The sequence below is a fragment of the Cypionkella sp. genome, assembly GCF_028290025.1.
Taxonomy (GTDB): Bacteria; Pseudomonadota; Alphaproteobacteria; order Rhodobacterales; family Rhodobacteraceae; genus Cypionkella.
The window spans coordinates 1-17,763 of the sequence record NZ_JAQGKQ010000080.1 but is presented as its reverse complement, the minus strand read 5'-3'; the positions used below and the strand labels follow the sequence as shown (position 1 = coordinate 17,763).

Sequence of the window (17,763 nt, the reverse complement as noted above, 5' to 3'; positions counted from 1 at the left end):
GTGGCCAGTGAAAGTGTAATATTGAGCGCATTCTCACAATATATGCTGCGTCTGGCGCGTAAGCGCTGGCGTTTTCGCGCTTTTCGTAAGCGTCGAGAACTGCGCGGCATTGTCGATCGTACAAACCTCATCGCTTCCGATCATATCCTGCTGTTCTCGACCTTGCGGAACGAGCGGGTTCGGTTGCCGTATTTCTTGCGTTACTACCGCGATTTAGGCGTCAATCATTTCATAATCGTGGACAATAGCAGCGATGATGGTAGCCGCGAGTATCTTCAGGCCCAGCCCGATGTTTCCCTTTGGACCACCAGCCACAGCTACAAGCGCGCCCGGTTCGGGGTGGATTGGCTGAACTGGTTGCAAAATAAGTATGCGCACGGCCACTGGGCGCTTATTGTCGATCCAGACGAGTTTTTTGTTTATCCGTTCTGTGATACCCGGCCGTTGCGTGCGCTGACCGATTGGCTGGACGCGTCTTCGATCAAATCGTTCTCGGCGATGCTGCTGGATATGTACCCGAAAGGCCCGTTCGATCTCGCACCTTACATCGAGGGGCAAGACCCGTTTGAAGTCGCCCCGTACTTTGATTCCGGCAATTACATCATCCACCGCAACAAGAAATTCGGCAATTTGTGGATACAGGGCGGGCCTCGGCTGCGCATGTTCTTCCAAGATCTTCCCGAGCGTGCGCCTGCCTTAAACAAGATCCCATTGGTAAAATGGGATCGCGATTACGCGTATGTGTCGTCGACTCACTCGCTGCTGCCGCGCGGGCTTAACCAGGTTTATGACGAATGGGGCGGTGAAAAAGCCTCTGGCTGCCTGCTACACGCTAAGTTTCTCGATACCTTTGCCCATAAAGCCGAGGAAGAGATGCAGCGGCGTCAGCATTACGCCAACAGTCACGAATACCGGGCGTATCGGGCGGGCCTTAGCACTCAGCCTGATCTGTGGTGCAAGTGGAGCGAGAAATATATCAATTGGCGTCAACTTGAGATCCTAGGTCTGATGTCAAAGGGTAACTGGGCATGACGGTTGGCGTCGTTATGCTGTGCCACACCGCCTTAGATCGCGCCGCACAGGTGGCACGGCACTGGGCCCTGCGCGATTGCCCGGTGGTGATCCACGTTGATCGGCGCGTCAAGCGCAAGGCTTACGATGGTTTGGTCAAGGCCATGTCTAGCCTTGAAAATATCCGGTTTTCGGGCCGACACGCATGTGAATGGGGCACTTGGGGCATCGTAGCTGCGACGCAGGAAGCCTCCACGATTATGCTGCGTGATTTTCCGCAGGTGCGGCACGTCTATCTCGCCTCGGGCTCCTGTCTGCCACTGCGCCCAGTGGAGGAAATGATCGCCTATTTGGCCGAGCGCCCGCGCACGGATTTCATTGAATCCGTGACAACGGAAGATGTCGGCTGGACCATCGGCGGCCTCGACGTAGAGCGTTTTACGCTGCGCTTCCCGTTCAGCTGGCGCAAGAAACGCCGGATGTTTGACGGCTATGTCCGGCTGCAACGCAAGCTTGGTTTTCGCCGCCGCATCCCGCCAGGGGTCGTGCCGCATTTGGGCAGCCAATGGTGGTGCCTGACCCGGCAAACGTTGTCGGCGATCTTGGAAAATCCCGAACGCACTGAGATTGACCGCTATTTCCGCCGGGTCTGGATACCGGACGAAAGCTATTTTCAAACTTTGGTGCGGCAGGTGTCAGCCAATGTCGAAAGCCGTTCGCTGACGTTGTCGAAGTTCGATTTTCAGGGCAAACCGCACATATTCTACGACGATCATCTGCAACTACTGCGCAGGTCAGATTGCTTTGTCGCTCGAAAAATTTGGCCACATGCCGACAAATTGTATAAAACCTTTTTGGCGGATGACACTGGCAGCCAAACCGCGGCAGAGCCCAATCCGGGGAAGATTGATCGACTGTTCGCCAAAGCCGTAGAGCGCCGCACCAAGGGGCGCCCCGGCCTTTACATGCAGTCACGGCACCCGAATGAAAACTGGGAAAACGGTCGTACCGCAGCGCCTTATTCGGTGTTTGAAGGCTTCGCCGATCTGTTTGAGAATTTTGAAACATGGCTGGGCAAGGCCACTGGCACCAGGGTTCATGGCCATATCTTTGCCGAGAACCGCATTGAGTTTGCTGGCGGTGAAAAAATCTATAATGGCGCTGTTTGCGATTCCGCCGCCATTCGCGATTACAACCCGACTTCGTTCCTCACCAACCTGATCTGGAACACCCGCGGAGAGCGGCAGTGCTTCCAGTTCGGTCCAGCCGACAATCAAGCATTGATCCAATTCATCGCAGGCGATCCGAACGCGCAAATCTCGGTGATTTCGGGCGCTTGGGCGATTCCACTATTCCGCGCGAATAGCAACTTTGGTGAGATTCGCCGCGATGCTGCACGGCTTCAAAAGATCGAAGCAGAGTTTCTGCTGCAATTGCGCAAGCCCTGGGTGAAAGCCCGCGTCCGCACTTGGTCACTGGCAGAATTTGTTGAAAACCCGATGGAGCCGCTGCAAACCAGCGTCGATGAAATTAGCCCGCGCGCGATGCGCCGTTTGACCGAAGCGCCGCGTTTGGCCGATCTGACAGGCTTTGGCCAGTTTCTGCAAAACTTGCGTAACCAAGGCATGCAGCCCGTGCTGATGGGCGATTTTCCGACCGGCGATGATCCGCGTCCCTCGACGTCGCGGCGTGGCCGCCCTTACCTGGTGAAATGAAGTGACCCCATTTAGCTCGTTTGTGATTTTCGCAGAAATGCGCACCGGTTCGAATTTCCTGGAAGCCAATCTGAATCAGATTGACGGCATCACCTGTCATGGAGAGACGTTCAATCCGTATTTGATCGGCGGCGAAGGCAAGCAAGAAATGTTCGGCATCAATATGGCCGGGCGTGACGCCGACCCTGCGGGCTTTCTGCGTGCGATGCGGGCGCAGACAAAAGGGCTCGCGGGCTTTCGCTATTTCTCTGATCACGACCCTCGCGTATTCGATCTGGTGATGGCCGACCCTGCTTGCGCCAAGATCATCCTGACGCGCAACCAGCTGGAAAGCTTTATCAGCTGGAAGATTGCGATTGAAAGCGATCAGTGGTGGATGGCCAACACAAAGCACCTGAAAACCGTGCGGCCCCGTTTTGATCTGGCAGAATTCACTGCTCGGACAGAGCAAATTCAGCAGTTTCAGCGTAAGCTGGTTCATGCTCTGCAAACCACTGGCCAGACCGCCTACTATATCGATTACGAAGACATACGCGATCTTGATGTGCTCAATGGGCTGGCGGCTTATCTAGGTACGCCCGCGCGGCTTCAGGCGCTGGACTTCCGCTTCAAAAAGCAAAACCCCGAGGCGATTGCGGAAAAAGTCTCTAACCCGCTGGAGATGCAGCAAGGTCTTGCCTCGGTCGATTGGTTCAACCAAAGCCATGTGCCCAATTTCGAACCGCGTCGTCTGGCCGCTGTGGCGCAGTATGTGGTGTCCGAGGGGGTCGATCTGCTGTTCATGCCGATCAAATCCGGGCCCGAGGCGCAGCTGAAAAAATGGCTGCAAAGCTATGGTCCACTGCTGCTAGGACTTGATCGTCAGTCTTTGCGCAAATGGAAAGCGGCGCATCCGGGGCAGCGCAGTTTCACCGTGCTGCGGCATCCGTTGGCGCGGGCCTATACCGCGTGGTGCGACTATACCGCGAAGGAGTGGATGCCAGAACTGCGGCCCTATCTCAAGCGCGTGCACAAATTTCAAATGCCGCCGAAGGGCCAGGCTTTCGAGTCGGCCGAACACTTCCGCGCCGGCTTTTTGGTGTTCCTTGAACTCATCAAGCACGTTCTCGCAGGGCGCACAGAGTTGCGCGTGATGTCGCAAATCGCCTCGCAAGGCGCTGTGATCCAAGGCTTCGCGCAGGTTCAAAGCCCAGATCTGCTGCTACGGGAAGATCGCCTGACGCAAGGTTTGGCGCAGCTTTGCGGCGATCTCGGCATAGAAGCCAAGCCTTTGCCGCTTGTCGCTGACAAACACCCGCATCCCTTGGCGCAACTATACGGCCCCGATATCGAGGCCGCCGCGCGTGAGGCATATTGGCGTGATTACGAAGGTTTCGGCTTTCGCGATTGGGCCTAGGCCGCTGCCTGCGGTGTCCTTGCCGCCGTTAGGATCGCATAGAGCTTATCAGGGTCGGTGTTGGCGCGCAGCTTTGCGCAAATCGACGGATCCCGCATTGTGCGGGAAACCAATGCAAGCGCCTTCAAATGCTCAACCCCAGAGTCCTTCGGCGCAAACAACCCAAATACCAGATCGACTGGTTGGCGATCGACGCTTTCGTAATCCAGCGGCTTTTCCAGCCGGATAAAAACGCCGAAAATCTTCTCAATTTCTTCCAGTCGCGCATGTGGCAACGCAATGCCGTTGCCCACACCAGTCGGCCCAAGGCTTTCGCGTTCCTGCAAACCGTCAACGACAATCGCCGAGGCAAGCCCGTACGCTTGAAAAGTCACCTCTCCCAATTCTTGGAAAAGGCGCTTTTTGCTGGTCAGTTGGCCAAGAACCCGGACCGCTCCCGGTATCAGCAGTTTAGAAAGGTCCATCCGACGTCTCGTCCTTCCGCGCCCCGAGAGGCTACGTTATTTGGTGTTGCGCGGGTCGATCCAGCCGATATTGCCATCATCGCGACGGTATACGACGTTTACGCCCGCATGTCCTTCATTCCGAAACACCAAAAACTTCTGACTGGTTAGCTCTAGCTGCATCACGGCCTCACCCACGGTGATCGACGGAATTTTGGCTTCCATCTCGGCAATAATGATCGGCTGCGCAACTCCGTTGTCGTCGTCTTCCGGCTCTTCAGATGGAGCGAGGATATAAGACGAGCCTTCGCCGAATTCAACAGGCACCGGACGGCTGTGGTGATGGTTGCGGATACGCCGCTTATAACGCCGCAACTGCTTGTCCATTTTCTCACGGCACGACTCGAATGCCGCGTAAATCTCGGTCGCGTGACCCTTGGCTTGGGCGTTCAGGCCGGTCGAAAGGTGGATAACCGATTCGCAGACGAACTCATGCGCCGATTTGGAAAATACGATGACGGCTTCGGTCGGACGCTGAGCATATTTCTCAATAACCTCGCCCAATTCAGACTTTACGTGCGTCTGCAAAGCCTCACCGATGTCGATTTGTTTTCCGCTGATCTGATAGCGCATAATGCCTCCTTTTACGCATAAAGTCACAGGCTTCCGCAACACACGGAAGGGTTGACTAGCTTTAGTTTACAGGTGGTTAACGAGACCAGTCGCCAACAGTGGCGGGGCCTTTCGAAGGCCGCTTCAGTCTGCTTCGGCAAGGCGCAATGGGCTCGCATCCTTAACATTTGGGGATGCGTAGGGGCACTTGTCAACACCGCTGTCACGCCATTGTTAAACATGCGCTAGATGATGCGGAAGTTTTCGCCGAGATAGACCCTGCGCACCATTTCGTCTTTGACGATTTCTTCGGTCGTGCCGGTTTTCAGCACCACGCCATCGTGCAGGATGTAAGCACGGTCGACGATCTCCAAAGTTTCGCGCACATTATGGTCAGTGATCAGCACGCCGATACCACGCGATTTCAGATCATGCACCAGATGGCGAATTTCGCTGACGGCAATCGGATCAACCCCGGCAAAAGGTTCATCGAGCAGCAGATATTTCGGGTCAGCCGCTAGGCAACGCGCGATTTCAACTCGGCGGCGCTCGCCCCCCGACAGGGCCAGCGCAGGCGCAGCCCGCAGGTGCGTGATAGAGAACTCCGACAGCAGTTCCTCCAACCGTTCACGCCGCTTGTGCCGGTCAGGCTCACGGATTTCCAACACGGCGAGAATGTTATTCTCAACCGACAGACCCCGGAAGATCGAAACTTCCTGCGGCAAATAGCCGATGCCAAGTTGCGCGCGGCGATACATTGGCAACGAGGTGACGTCCCGTCCATCAATCATCACCTGCCCGCTTTCGGGCGTAACCAAGCCAGCGATAGCGTAGAATGTTGTGGTCTTGCCGCTGCCATTCGGGCCGAGCAAAGCCACAACCTCACCCCGGTTCAGATGCAACGACACATCACGGATCACCGGGCGGCGTTTATAGCTTTTGCGGATGTGCTGAATTGAGAGGCCGGTCTCACTCGCAGAAACGGTCAATAAAGGCTGAGGCTGATCAGCCATTACTTCTTCCCCGGCACGAAGGTGGTCTTTACCCGACCCTCCATTCTTCCCATGCCGGTTTTCAGATCGATCACCATTTTCTCCGCCGACATCGCCGCTTGACCTTGGGTCACCAGCACATTGCCCGTCATCACCACTTCTCCCGAGGCAATGGTATAAACCGCGGTATCGCCCTTTGCTGCATCACTGGCGTTGACCAGCAAGACGTTGCCCGTAGCATACAGCGTTTCGATGCTGGTTTTATCAGCGCCGTAAGCCACGCGCACTTCATTGGCCGACAGCTTCATTGCGCCCTGACTTACCACGACATTGCCAGAAAATACCGCGGTGCCATCGGCTTGGTTCACCGTCAGCGTATCCGCGTTCATCTCAACCTGCGCGGTGGGGTCGGCCTTCAGCCCGCCAAACGCTACCGAAGCTTGAGCCAAAGCGGTTTGCGCAAGGCCAAACACCAGCACAATCGAGCAAGCGATACTACGCATCAGCATTGGAAAATCCTGTCATCTGTTTGGCTGGTATAGCAGCCTGACCTTACCGTTGAAAACCAGAAGATATGGCCCGGCCCCACCTTGTTTCGAAAGCAGCATATGATCGGCCGTCAACTGCCCACCCGGCCCCGTGGCATTGATTGGACCACGGCTTTCCACACGAGTATTGGCGGTAGCCACACCAAAGCCCTGCGCCTGTATCAGATAGCCCGTCGGCGACTGTAACTCCGCCCCATTGCTCAGTTCGATCACCTTCGTGGCCGTATCCAGCGCCAGATCGTTCGAGACCAGTTCGGTTTTCGCGCCATCTGGGGTTTGCAGCGTGCCCAGAACGCGCTTCATCGTACCACCCGCCGCCGTCGGTTTAGCCTCATTCGCCGTCACTGTCAGCGATGCCCCATCCGACGTCATCCCGGCAAACCCCGCATCTGTCATCTTCGGATCACGCAGCCTATCTGCCACATCGACCGTCGCATAAGGGATCGCATCCTCGGGGTTGATCTTGCGTGAGAACAAAAACAATGTCGAAAGCAGCACCAAGGCGATCAGCGGCAAGAGCACCTTCAGCACCGAAACCAGCCGAGTATGCCACAGATCGCGTCGCGGAATCGCCATCAGATCACCCCTGCACGCAGGCAATCATGGATATGCACGATGCCAACCGGCTGGAGCGGCTTCGCAGGGTCCACCGCGAACAGACAGGTGATCTTTCGATCATTCATCGCCGCAAGTGCAACCTCGGCCAAAGCATCCGGTGCTACGGTGCGCGGCGCTTTGGTCATCACGGCCCCCGCATCCAGCAACAGCAGCCCATCCATATGCCGTCGCAAATCGCCATCGGTGATGATGCCGACCAAAGCCCCAGCCTCAGTCACCCCAACCACGCCGAAACCCTTCTGGCTGATCACCAGCAACGCCTCGGTCATCGGGCTGGCCGCATCAATCAGCGGCAGATCGCTGTGCATCAGATCGCGCACTTTCAGCAGCTTTGCACCCAGCTTGCCACCGGGATGGAACAGGCGGAAATGTTCGGGTGTGAAGGCGCGATGCTCCATCAGCGCAATCGCCAACGCATCGCCCAACGCCAGCATCATCGTGGTGGATGTCGTAGGCACAATCCCCGTCTCGCAAGCCTCCGGCGCATCCGGCAGCAGGATGGCAACATCGGCTTGCCGCACCAACGTGCTATCCGCGCGCGACGCCACCGCGATCAGCGGGATACCAAATCGCCGGGTATGCGCAATGATATCAGCCAGTTCCACCGTCTCACCCGAGTTCGACAGCGCCAGCGCCACATCACCCTTGGTCAACATTCCCAGATCGCCGTGGCTGGCCTCACCGGGATGCACGAAATGCGCAGGCGTCCCGGTGCTGGCCAAAGTCGCTGCGATCTTGCGCGCGACATGTCCCGATTTCCCCATCCCCGAGACGATCACACGGCCCTGAGCCGCCATAATCAGATCAGCCGCCTGCGCGAAACTTGGCCCCAGATGATCAGCCAAGATCAACAAAGCTTCGGCCTCACGCCGGATCACCCGTCGCCCTGCCGCTAGCAGATCACTGGCACCCAACTGAGCGACTTGCTGATCAGCGGTGACCTTCTCAATGGTGGAAAAGGTCATTCGGCTCGTCCCATCCCAAAAGGTCCAGCTCGGCGCGTGTGGGCAGGAAATCAAAGCAACGCTGCGCCAGATCCAAACGATCTTCACGGATCAGAAGTGCCTCTAACGCCGCCTTCAGCTTGTGCAGATACAACACGTCCGACGCCGCATATTCCTTCTGCGCATCCGTCAGCGTCACCGAACCCCAGTCGGAGGTTTGCTGTTGCTTCGACACATCAACCCCGACCAGCTCATTCAGCAGATATTTCAGCCCATGACGGTCGGTAAAAGTGCGGATCAATTTCGCCGCAATCTTCGTGCACCACACCGGAGCAGTCGTCACGCCAAACGCCTGCTTCATTGCCGCCACATCGAAACGACCAAAATGAAACAGCTTGATCACGTCTGGGTCGGTTAACAGGGCCTCCAAGTTTGGCGCCGATTTTTGCCCCTTGCCGATCTGCACCAGATGCGCGTTGCCATCGCCCGACGAAAGTTGCACCAGACACAACCGATCCCGCATCGGGTTCAGCCCCATCGTCTCGGTATCAATGGCCACAACCCGGCCGAGTTTCAATCCAGCGGGCAGGTCGTGTTGGTATAGATGAATGGCCAAGTGCGTATTCCTTACAGGGGATATCTCGAATTAGCCCTGTGTTGGCAAAGGGTCAACGCCCGCAGCCAAAATGCCGCGATTCGGCAGGTTGTGGCGGCGTTCTGACAACGGCCGGCACGGCTAAAATTCTTCTGAAAGTTCAAAGCACGATTGACAGTGGGTTTTGCAAGCAACGGGCCTGCGCAATCGCAGGCCCGGTCGAAACTCCGGATGGTCCAGCCTTCAGCCAGCCATCGGTGGCACATTAATCTCTGGCGGGTCCAAATCTGGAACTTCCACAGGATTGTCTGGCGGGATTTCGGGACCGGGAGTGTTGTCTGGGCCCGGATCGGGGAGAGGGGGATTGCCGGGCAGGTCGTTGGGATCATACGCGGCAAAGGGCTGGCTGTTCATGTGATACACCTTTCACGATGGCGATGAAAAAGCCGGGACGGCTTTGGGCCATCCCGGCGTGATGTTTGTGCGGGGGGATGCGCACACATCAAGCAGATAAAGACAGGGTAGCTTGCTCTGCTGTAAGGCAAATGCACCACGACCGCTTTGGTTCCACCACGTCAACTTTTTTACGCGACTGATCGCACAGGTTCGCCGCTTCGGGCCGCTTCAAAGCGCGCATACGCGACCATCGAGCGAAAGCGAGCGAACTCGACGCGCCCCACCACCGCCGCCATACCTTTGGCCAAACCACCGCTTATTGCGCGGAGCCAAGGATCACGCGGAGTTTCATCTGACCATCGCGCAGACGAAGACGGAACGCACCGCCCTCATGCAAAGTAACAACCCCGTCCATCTCGGTTTGGCTGATGCCTCGGCCCGCCCTCCAAAGGTTGACGACCTCAATCTGCACCTCAGCCCCGCCAAGTTTCACCGTTATTGAGACGCCGGGCCAGTCTGCCGGAATGCTGGGGTCCAGAACCAGTTCATCTTTCTCACGCGACAACCCCAATATGCCTTCCACTCCAGCCCGATACATCCAGCCTGCAGAGCCAGTATACCATGACCACCCCGCCCGGCCTTCATGTGGCGCGGTGGAATAGACATCCGCTGCGATCACATAGGGCTCACCCTTGTATCGCTCTGCAGACTCAGTGGTCAGCGCATGGTTGATCGGGTTCAACAAGGCGAACAATGCCGCCGCCTTGTCGCCCTGACCCAGTCGCGCATAAGCCAACACCGCCCACATCGCGGCGTGGCTGTATTGCCCGCCGTTTTCACGCAAACCCGGCGGATAGCCTTTGATATAACCCGGATCGTGTGGGGTATGGTCAAACGGCGGCGTGAACAGCAAAGCCACATCGGGATTGTGCCGGACCAAATGTTGCTCGACCGATTCCATGGCCTTGGCTGCGCGCCCAGCCTCGCCCGCGCCGGACAAAACCGACCACGATTGCGCAATGCTGTCGATCTTGCACTCGTCTGACTCGGACGATCCCAGCCAAGTCCCATCGTCAAACGTACCGCGCCGATACCACGCGCCATCCCAAGCGATGCTCTCAATCGCGGCGCGCACCGCTTTGGCATGGTTGCGCCAATGTGCCGCCCTCACCGGATCGCGGCTGTCGGCCAAAGGCGCCAGCATATCAACCGTCGCAATCAGCAACCACCCGAGCCAGACGCTGGTGCCACGACCATCCTCGCCCACCCGGTTCATCCCGTCATTCCAGTCGCCGGTGCCGATCAGCGGCAAGCCGTTCTCACCGGTCATCGCAATCGCCATGTCCATGCCGCGCGCGCAATGTTCAAACAGACTGGCGGTTTGCTGCGATATGGTCGGCAAGAAGAAATTGTCATGCGCGCCATGCGGCACCGGCGGGCCTTCCAGAAACGGGACTTGTTCGTCCAGCACAGCGGTGTCGCCGGTGATCGCGACGTAGCGCGCCACGCCAAACCCCAGCCACACCCGATCATCCGAAATCCGCGTCCGCACGCCCTGACCCGAATGCGGCAACCACCAGTGCTGCACATCGCCTTCGGGAAACTGTCGTCCCGCTGCCCGCAGGAGATGCTCACGTGTCATCTCGGGCTTGGTGAAGGTCAGCGCCATGCCGTCTTGCAACTGATCGCGAAAACCATACGCGCCGCTGGCTTGATAAAACCCGGCCCGCGCCCAAATCCGACAGGCAAGCGTCTGATACAGCAGCCAGCCGTTCAGCAGAATATCCAACGAGCGATCCGGCGTCTTGACCTGCACCGCACCCAGTATCGAATCCCAATGCGCGCCAATACCTGACTGCATCTCATCGAGATCAATCTCGCGATACCGCTTGATCAAGTCGCGGGCGTCCTCAATCCGCTTGGCCTGCCCCAACAGCAAGCGCAGCTCCACGCTCTGCCCAGCCGCAAGCGTCACGATCCGCTGTTGTGCGGCGCAGGGGTCCACGCCCGCACCGACCCAGCCAGACAAAACTTGCCCACGCAGACCGCGCGGGTCGGCCAAATCACCGCCAGCCCCCAAAACCTCGGCGCGGTTGCTGGTAAATCCGGACACATCCGGCCCAATATCCGCAAACGCGACCCGTCCCGGAAATGCCATGCCAAACGGATTGCGCGCCATCAACGCGCCTGTTTCAGGGTCAAGCTCGGTGGTCAAAACCGCCGCCGTCGCGGTGCGAGACGGCCCCATCACCCATTCCGCATAAGAGGTGACGGATATCCGACGCACCCGGTCAGAGGTGTTGCGCAACGTCAGACGGGTGATGCGAACCGGGTCGTCGAGCGGCACCGTCTGCACCATCTCCGCTTCAATGCCATAGGCCGCATGTTCAAAACGGCTGTAACCAAAGCCGTGCCGCGCAATATAGGTGCCATTCCCGCGCATTGGCAAAGCTGTTGGGGTCCACAACGCGCCGCTGTCCAGGTCGCGCAGATAAATCGCCTCGCCCGCCTGATCGGTGACCGGATCGTTCGACCACGGCGTCAATTGGTTCTCGCGGCTGTTCTCGGCCCACACCGGGCCAGCCCCTTCGGCAGAAGTGATAAATCCAAATGACGGATTAGCCACCACGTTCACCCATGGCGCGGGCGTGGTCGCACCATCGCGCAGCACTGTGACGTATTCCCGGCCCGCTGCATCAAACCCGCCGAAGCCATTGAAAAACTCCAGCGAGGGGGTCATTGCGGCAGGCGTGGTGTCTGTAACCGTCGGCAAGTTCGGCACTGTAACGACGACAGGCGTCTGCAACGTGTCAAGCTGTTGACCGATATTGCCGCGGCTTGCGATCAGAACCACCCGGGCGACTGACAGCAGCAAGGCGCGGGCCTCAGCGCTGACCAGATCCGAGCGCAACGCGTAGATGCTGCCCTGAGCAGTGCCCGCCGCGCGGGGACGGCTTTGCACAGTCCGCACCGCAGCCTCAATACCTATCTTCAAATCCTGAACATACGACGCCGAGCGTTCGTTCAGCACCACCAGATCAACCGCCAACTGCCGCGCCCGCCAGTATTCATGCGCAGCTAGGATTTGGCGCACCTGTTCCAAATCTTCGGTATCGTCAATAATCATCAACACGATCGGCAAATCGCCCGAAATCCCGAATTGCCACAGACCTGATTGCGGCCCAGCGCCAGCGATCATTCGGCCAGAGGTAATTCGCAAACGCGGATCAGCGCGCAGGATAAAGCCCGCAAGCTCTTGGAAATCAGTGGCCTCATTGTTCGAAATACCCAGATGGCGCAGATGCACTTGCGTTTGGGTCCAGGCCAAGGTGCTGGCTCGTTCAAAGGCCGAGGCATCGCGGTGGCGGTCCACCAACTCCAGCAAAGCGGTCGGGTTTTCGGCGATCATCGTCCAAAACGTTACCCGCACCATACCACCCGGCGGAACTGTAACCCTGCGGCGGATCGAGAATATCGGGTCCAACACTGTCCCCGTCGTGCCCGACAGCGGCGCATCGGACATCGCTGGTTTGCTAAGTGATCCGCCGCGCCCAATAAACCGCGCCCGGTCAGTCTCGTACTGCATCGGCGCGGTTTCATCGCCTTCGACGACCGCAATATGCGCGGCCCAAACCTCTGGTTCATCGGGTGATCGGCGGCGGCGGGTCGCAATCACCACGCCAAGTTCCGGCAGATAGTCCGTCACCACAAACATTTTCGAGAACGCCGGGTGCGCCAGATCGGCGGAAGGCTGCGCCAGCACCAGTTCGTTATACGAGGTCAGGTCAATCTCACGCGCACGCCGCCCGGTGTTGGTCAACGTCACGCGCCGAGCTTCGGCATCATCTTCGGCAGACACCACAATTTCGGTGGTGGTGGTCAGCGTGCGGGCGCGGCAGCTTAACGTTGCCTGATGCTCGCTGAACACCGCACTATATTGATCGGCGGCCGTCCCACTTGGCTGCACGCCCGACGACCAGCTTTCCTTACTTTGCACGTCGCGCAAATACAGAAACGAGCCGAAACCATCTACTGTCGGATCACCGCGCCAGCGGGTCACCGCAATGTCGCGCCAACGGCTATAACCCGCGCCGGTTGGCGTCAACACAACGCCATATTGACCATTCGACAGCAAATGCGCGGTTGCAGGGGCGGCCGCCGGATTGTCAAATCGGCGAACTTTCGGCGCGTCTAGCGGAACTGCCGCGCTGACCTTGACCTCCTCGGCATGGGGTGCGGCCGCAGCAACTTCGCGCGGGATACGCTCTTGCAACAGCAGATCAACCGCCTGCACCATTGGCACCGCGTGGAAACGCGCGCGCAGGCTGCCGTTCTGCACGACATTGGCAATGGCCGTGATGGTCATACCCTGATGATGCGCCATAAAGCTGCGCACAATCACCATTTCCTCATCTTCCGGCACCCGCTGCGGCGTGAAATCCACCGCCTCGTAATACCCGTAGCGCCCCTCGGCTCCCATTGCGGTCAGTTTGCGATAGTTCGCCAGGGCTCCGGCAGGATCGACCATTGACGCCAAACCGGTGGCATAGGGCGCAATCACCTTGTTCTCACTCAGGCCGCGCTTGAGGCCCAGCCCCGGCACACCGAAGTTTGAGTATTGATAAGTCATCTCAAGATCGCGCGCGTTGTAGGCGGACTCCGATATACCCCACGGAATCCCCATCGCGCGGCCATAAGCCTGTTGCCGCTCGACGATCAGCGCATTGGTTTGCGCCAAGACCGACCCTTCCGGCGCCCGCATCACCAACGAAGGCATAAGATACTCAAACATCGACCCCGACCACGAGATCAAAGCCGCACCGCTGCCAATCGGAGTGGCCGCCCGCCCCAGCCGGAACCAGTGTTTCGTCTCAACATCTTTCTTGGCGATAGCAAACAAGCTGGCCAGACGCGCCTCAGATGCCAAAAGATCGTAGCAATTGCTGTCCAAAGTATTGGTTGTCACAGAGAATCCAATGGAAAGCAGCTTCTTTTCTGGGTTCAGCAGGAAGGCGAAATTCATCTCATCTGCGAACCGATCTGCCGCCAAGGCAATGGCAATCAGCCGGTCCGTCCGCCCCTCTGGGTTAGCGGGCACCTGCTCCAGACGCTGCACAATCGCAGCCGTCCAAAACGCAGCTTCCGAACCGGGGCCTTCCGCTTCAATGCTTTCGCTATGCGCTGCGGCGGCGACCGCGCTCAGATTGCCCAGCGGATCAACAGACAATGCAGCGAGCAAAGCCTCCAGCGCTGGTCGCGACTTCTGAGTTCCTGTTTGCGCCAGCACGGCCAATTCCGCTGCATCGCGCAAGCCATCAACCAGGCCCGGGTCCGACGGCACGTGTTGAGCCCATTCTCGGCAAGACTGCGCCACGCACAGCAGATGCCCGGCGAGGTTGCCACTATCGACCGAAGATACATAAGGCGGGTCCAGCACGCGCAGATCGAGCGTGTCATACCAGTTGTAGAAATGGCCGCGAAACCGCTGCATCCGGCCCATCGTCGCCAAGGTCTGCTCAAGCCGCAGCAGCGCATCGTTCTCGGCGATCCACCCCATATCGCGGGCAGCGACCGTAGACAGCAAATACAGCCCGATATTGGTCGGCGAGGTGCGATGCGCCACCACAGGCTTCGGGATTTCCTGAAAATTATCCGGCGGCAGATAGTTTTGCGTCTCGGTCACGAAGGTTTCAAAGAACCGCCACGTCCGCCGCGCAATCAGCCGGAAAGACTGCACATCAGCGACAGACAAGACGCCTGCGCGCTGGGCGATATAGGGACGGCTGATCTGCCAAGCGACCAGCGGCGCGCATGCCCAGATTAGCCCAAACGCCACCAGCAACGGCCAAGCGCTCGGGTTCGCCCACCACGCCAGCACCACCGCGCCCAGCCCAATCGCCACGCCGCCCCACATCTCCCGGTATTGCCCCAACACGCCTGGCCTGCCACCGGCCGCCGATTGCGCCGCCGTCACCCACTCTAGCAAATGTTTGCGGCTCACCCCCAACCGATAGCCGGTGCGCACGATCGCATCGCCCATCAACCAAGCCTGATCCGCCAGAAACAACACGTTCAGCCCGATCTGCTGCAACGCCACCACCGCGTCACGACCCAAAGCCGCGTAATGCGCCGCCGGGCTTAGCCCCGCCCGTTTCGGCAAAATCGCATGAGGCAGCCCCAACAACCGCGGCAGCGCCATCATCGCCACCACGAACAACGTCCACCCGAAAGCCATCGGCAATGGCATCATCCAGCCAACCAGCAACGCCGCCAAAGCGAACGGAGCCACCAAAGACCGGCGCAAATTATCCAACATCTTCCAGCGTCCGACTGCGGGAACGCTTGAGCCGCGCAGCCACGGCAGCAACTGCCAATCACCGCGCACCCAACGATGCTGACGCTTCGACGCGACATCCATCCGCGCCGGAAAATCCTCGATCACTTCGATATCCGAGGCCAATGCCGCCCGCGCGAAAATCCCCTCAAACAGATCGTGGCTCAGCATGGTATTTTCCGGCACACGGCCTTCCATCGCTGCCATAAAGGCATCAACGTCGTAAATGCCCTTGCCGGTAAACGATCCCTCATCGAACAGGTCTTGATACACCTCGGAAATCGCCGCCGCATAAGGCTCAATCCCACCCGCGCTCGAGTATATCCGCTGATAAATCGAACCCTCGCTGCCAATCGGCAAGGCAGGCGTCACACGCGGCTGCAAAATGCCGTGACCTTCGACCACCCGGCCCACTTTAGCATCGAACCGAGGCCGGTTCATCGGATGCGCCATCTTACCAAGCAGCGCCCGCAACGTGTCGCGCGGTAGGCGCGTGTCGCCGTCCAATGTGATGACATAGCGCACGCCCTGCGGCACCGCATCAAGCCCGGTGACGAAACTGGTGTCGGTTGCACCACGTAGCAATTGGTTCAACTCGTGCAGCTTGCCGCGTTTACGCTCCCAACCCATCCACTTGCCTTCGGACGCATTCCACATCCGCCTCCGGTGCAGCAACAGAAACCGCTGACCGTCCTGCATTGGGTATCGCCGGTTAAGCCGGGCGATGGCGTCTTCGGCCAAGGCGATCAGGCCGGCATCCAACGGCAGGGTTTCGGTGTCGGCGTCTTGGGCATCCGACAGCAGCGCGTAATGTACCGCGCCGCCAACACTCGCCAGATGGTGAACCTCCAACTGTTCAATCTGCTCTAGCATAGCACATTCATTCGCCAGCAGCACTGGCACCGCGACCAGAGTGCGCAAATCGTCCGGCACTCCATCGGCGAGCCGCATCCCCGGTAAAACCCTCGGCGGAACAATGCGCGAGATGATATGATTGACCAAAGCGGTCGCCGTATCGCTGGCGGGCAACAATGCCAGCAAACCAAGCGGCAGTACCAGCCAACCCGCAACCCCGGTTCCGGCAAGCGCAAGCCAAACCACCAAAAGCATCACCACAGTGATAGCGGTCAGATAGCTGCGCAATCCCCAGCGCGCGACCATTTCAAACATCCGAAGCTTTAAACCCGGCCGATAGCCAACCGCCGCCTTAAGCGCCGCCTGACCCGGCCCAACCAAACCGTAACCAGGGTCGCGTTCCCGGTCTGTTTCGCCAGATGACGCAAACAGCAGCACAGCATCCGTCACGGAAAGCTCGTCATGCGGGCTATGCCGCGAAAGATCCTCAATTGCATTGCGGTAAGCATTGCGCGTGGCAAAATCCATCGCGCCAAAATCCGACGATGCCCGCAAACGAGCATCTACCAGACTGACATCCTCAAAGAAGTCGGCCCAGTCCAGCTCTGATATAACCCGCATCGAGGTGACGATATTGCGCATGGTGACATTCGATGCGCCTTGCCGACTAAGCGCCCGCGCCACCACTTCCCCAACCGATGAATGCTGTCTGCGCAAACGATCTTCAAGCCAACCATGCAGCGCCGTCTCCACCGGATCGTAACCACGCAACCGCCGCGCCACCTGAGCCGCGAATATTTCTTGCAGCTGGGCCGCATCATACTTGGCCACCGCCAAATGGAGCGGCACCGCGCCTGCGTCGTTGTCAATGACACTGTCGACCAGTGCATCTGCCTCAGACCGTAAGTTCTGGGCTTCGAGAATTTGCACCGCAAGCCGCCGCATGTTCTCGACCAGCACAATGCGCAAGCTGATCGCAACGGCCCACAGTTCGCCGATTTTAAGCGGCGTAACCTTCTGGTACGCTCGGACAAAGCGGCGCAATACCTGTTCAGAAATCAAACTGTCGGTATGGGCAATATAAGCCCAAGCCAGCGAGATCACCCTTGGATAGCCAGCCAGGTGGCCTTCTGCGAGCTTCGGCAGTTGCCGATAAAAACCCGGTGGCAAATCTTCGGTTATTTCGTGCAGTTGCAGCTCAACAAGGTGAAAGTTGTCGAGCAACCATTCGGCGGCAGGCGGCACTGCATCGCCGCGCTGGGCTACATCGGCACTCCGACGATACGCTTCGAGCAATACCTGAA

Annotated in this window: 13 protein-coding genes; 4 read left to right on the top strand and 9 right to left on the bottom strand. The window is 58.5% G+C overall.

Going from position 1 to position 17,763, the window contains the following annotated elements; genetic code table 11:
• The first annotated feature begins 21 nt into the window (after positions 1–21).
• From JWS10_RS12855 to JWS10_RS12845, 3 genes are read left to right on the top strand one after another with little or no spacing between them, the layout of a single operon-like run.
• The gene (locus JWS10_RS12855) at positions 22–1,032 is read left to right on the top strand and encodes a glycosyltransferase family 2 protein (RefSeq protein ID WP_299508004.1); all 1,011 of its coding nucleotides are present in this window, start codon (positions 22–24) and stop codon (positions 1,030–1,032) included.
• Positions 1,029–2,726, top strand: a complete 1,698-nt coding sequence (locus JWS10_RS12850) for a beta-1,6-N-acetylglucosaminyltransferase (protein WP_299508002.1) — start codon at positions 1,029–1,031, stop codon at positions 2,724–2,726. The genes JWS10_RS12855 and JWS10_RS12850 overlap by 4 nt, the downstream gene beginning before the upstream one ends.
• A 1-nt stretch (position 2,727) precedes the next feature.
• On the top strand, positions 2,728–4,122 hold the full coding sequence (locus tag JWS10_RS12845) for a nodulation protein NodH (RefSeq protein ID WP_299508001.1): 1,395 nt from the start codon (positions 2,728–2,730) through the stop codon (positions 4,120–4,122).
• Here JWS10_RS12845 and JWS10_RS12840 read toward each other — a convergent pair.
• From JWS10_RS12840 to JWS10_RS12800, 9 genes are all read right to left on the bottom strand, one after another.
• Positions 4,119–4,586 (bottom strand): PTS sugar transporter subunit IIA, encoded by a 468-nt coding sequence (locus tag JWS10_RS12840; protein WP_299477919.1) that lies wholly within the window; start codon positions 4,584–4,586, stop codon positions 4,119–4,121. The genes JWS10_RS12845 and JWS10_RS12840 overlap by 4 nt on opposite strands.
• Positions 4,587–4,622: 36 nt before the next feature.
• The gene (gene raiA, locus JWS10_RS12835; protein WP_299477916.1) at positions 4,623–5,198 is read right to left on the bottom strand and encodes a ribosome-associated translation inhibitor RaiA; all 576 of its coding nucleotides are present in this window, start codon (positions 5,196–5,198) and stop codon (positions 4,623–4,625) included.
• 224 nt (positions 5,199–5,422) lie between these two features.
• Positions 5,423–6,190, bottom strand: coding sequence for an LPS export ABC transporter ATP-binding protein (gene lptB, locus JWS10_RS12830; RefSeq protein ID WP_299477913.1), 768 nt, complete (start codon positions 6,188–6,190; stop codon positions 5,423–5,425).
• Positions 6,190–6,678: a lipopolysaccharide transport periplasmic protein LptA gene (lptA, locus tag JWS10_RS12825; RefSeq protein WP_366943541.1), complete on the bottom strand. Its 489-nt coding sequence runs from the start codon at positions 6,676–6,678 to the stop codon at positions 6,190–6,192. Before lptA ends, lptB begins: the two co-directional genes overlap by 1 nt.
• A 12-nt stretch (positions 6,679–6,690) precedes the next feature.
• Positions 6,691–7,293 (bottom strand): hypothetical protein, encoded by a 603-nt coding sequence (locus JWS10_RS12820; protein ID WP_299507999.1) that lies wholly within the window; start codon positions 7,291–7,293, stop codon positions 6,691–6,693.
• Positions 7,293–8,300, bottom strand: coding sequence for a KpsF/GutQ family sugar-phosphate isomerase (locus JWS10_RS12815; protein WP_299507997.1), 1,008 nt, complete (start codon positions 8,298–8,300; stop codon positions 7,293–7,295). The genes JWS10_RS12820 and JWS10_RS12815 overlap by 1 nt, the downstream gene beginning before the upstream one ends.
• Complete coding sequence (locus tag JWS10_RS12810; RefSeq protein ID WP_299477904.1) at positions 8,281–8,895, bottom strand: ribonuclease H-like domain-containing protein; 615 nt, start codon at positions 8,893–8,895, stop codon at positions 8,281–8,283. The genes JWS10_RS12815 and JWS10_RS12810 overlap by 20 nt, the downstream gene beginning before the upstream one ends.
• Before the next feature lie 222 nt (positions 8,896–9,117).
• The gene (locus JWS10_RS12805; RefSeq protein WP_299507995.1) at positions 9,118–9,288 is read right to left on the bottom strand and encodes a hypothetical protein; all 171 of its coding nucleotides are present in this window, start codon (positions 9,286–9,288) and stop codon (positions 9,118–9,120) included.
• Positions 9,289–9,586: 298 nt separating this feature from the next.
• Positions 9,587–17,389, bottom strand: coding sequence for a glucoamylase family protein (locus JWS10_RS12800; RefSeq protein ID WP_299507993.1), 7,803 nt, complete (start codon positions 17,387–17,389; stop codon positions 9,587–9,589).
• Between JWS10_RS12800 and JWS10_RS12795 the strand changes: the two genes are divergently transcribed.
• The coding region (locus tag JWS10_RS12795; RefSeq protein WP_299507991.1) for a hypothetical protein at positions 17,384–17,763 on the top strand (380 nt) is incomplete at its 3' end. The genes JWS10_RS12800 and JWS10_RS12795 overlap by 6 nt on opposite strands.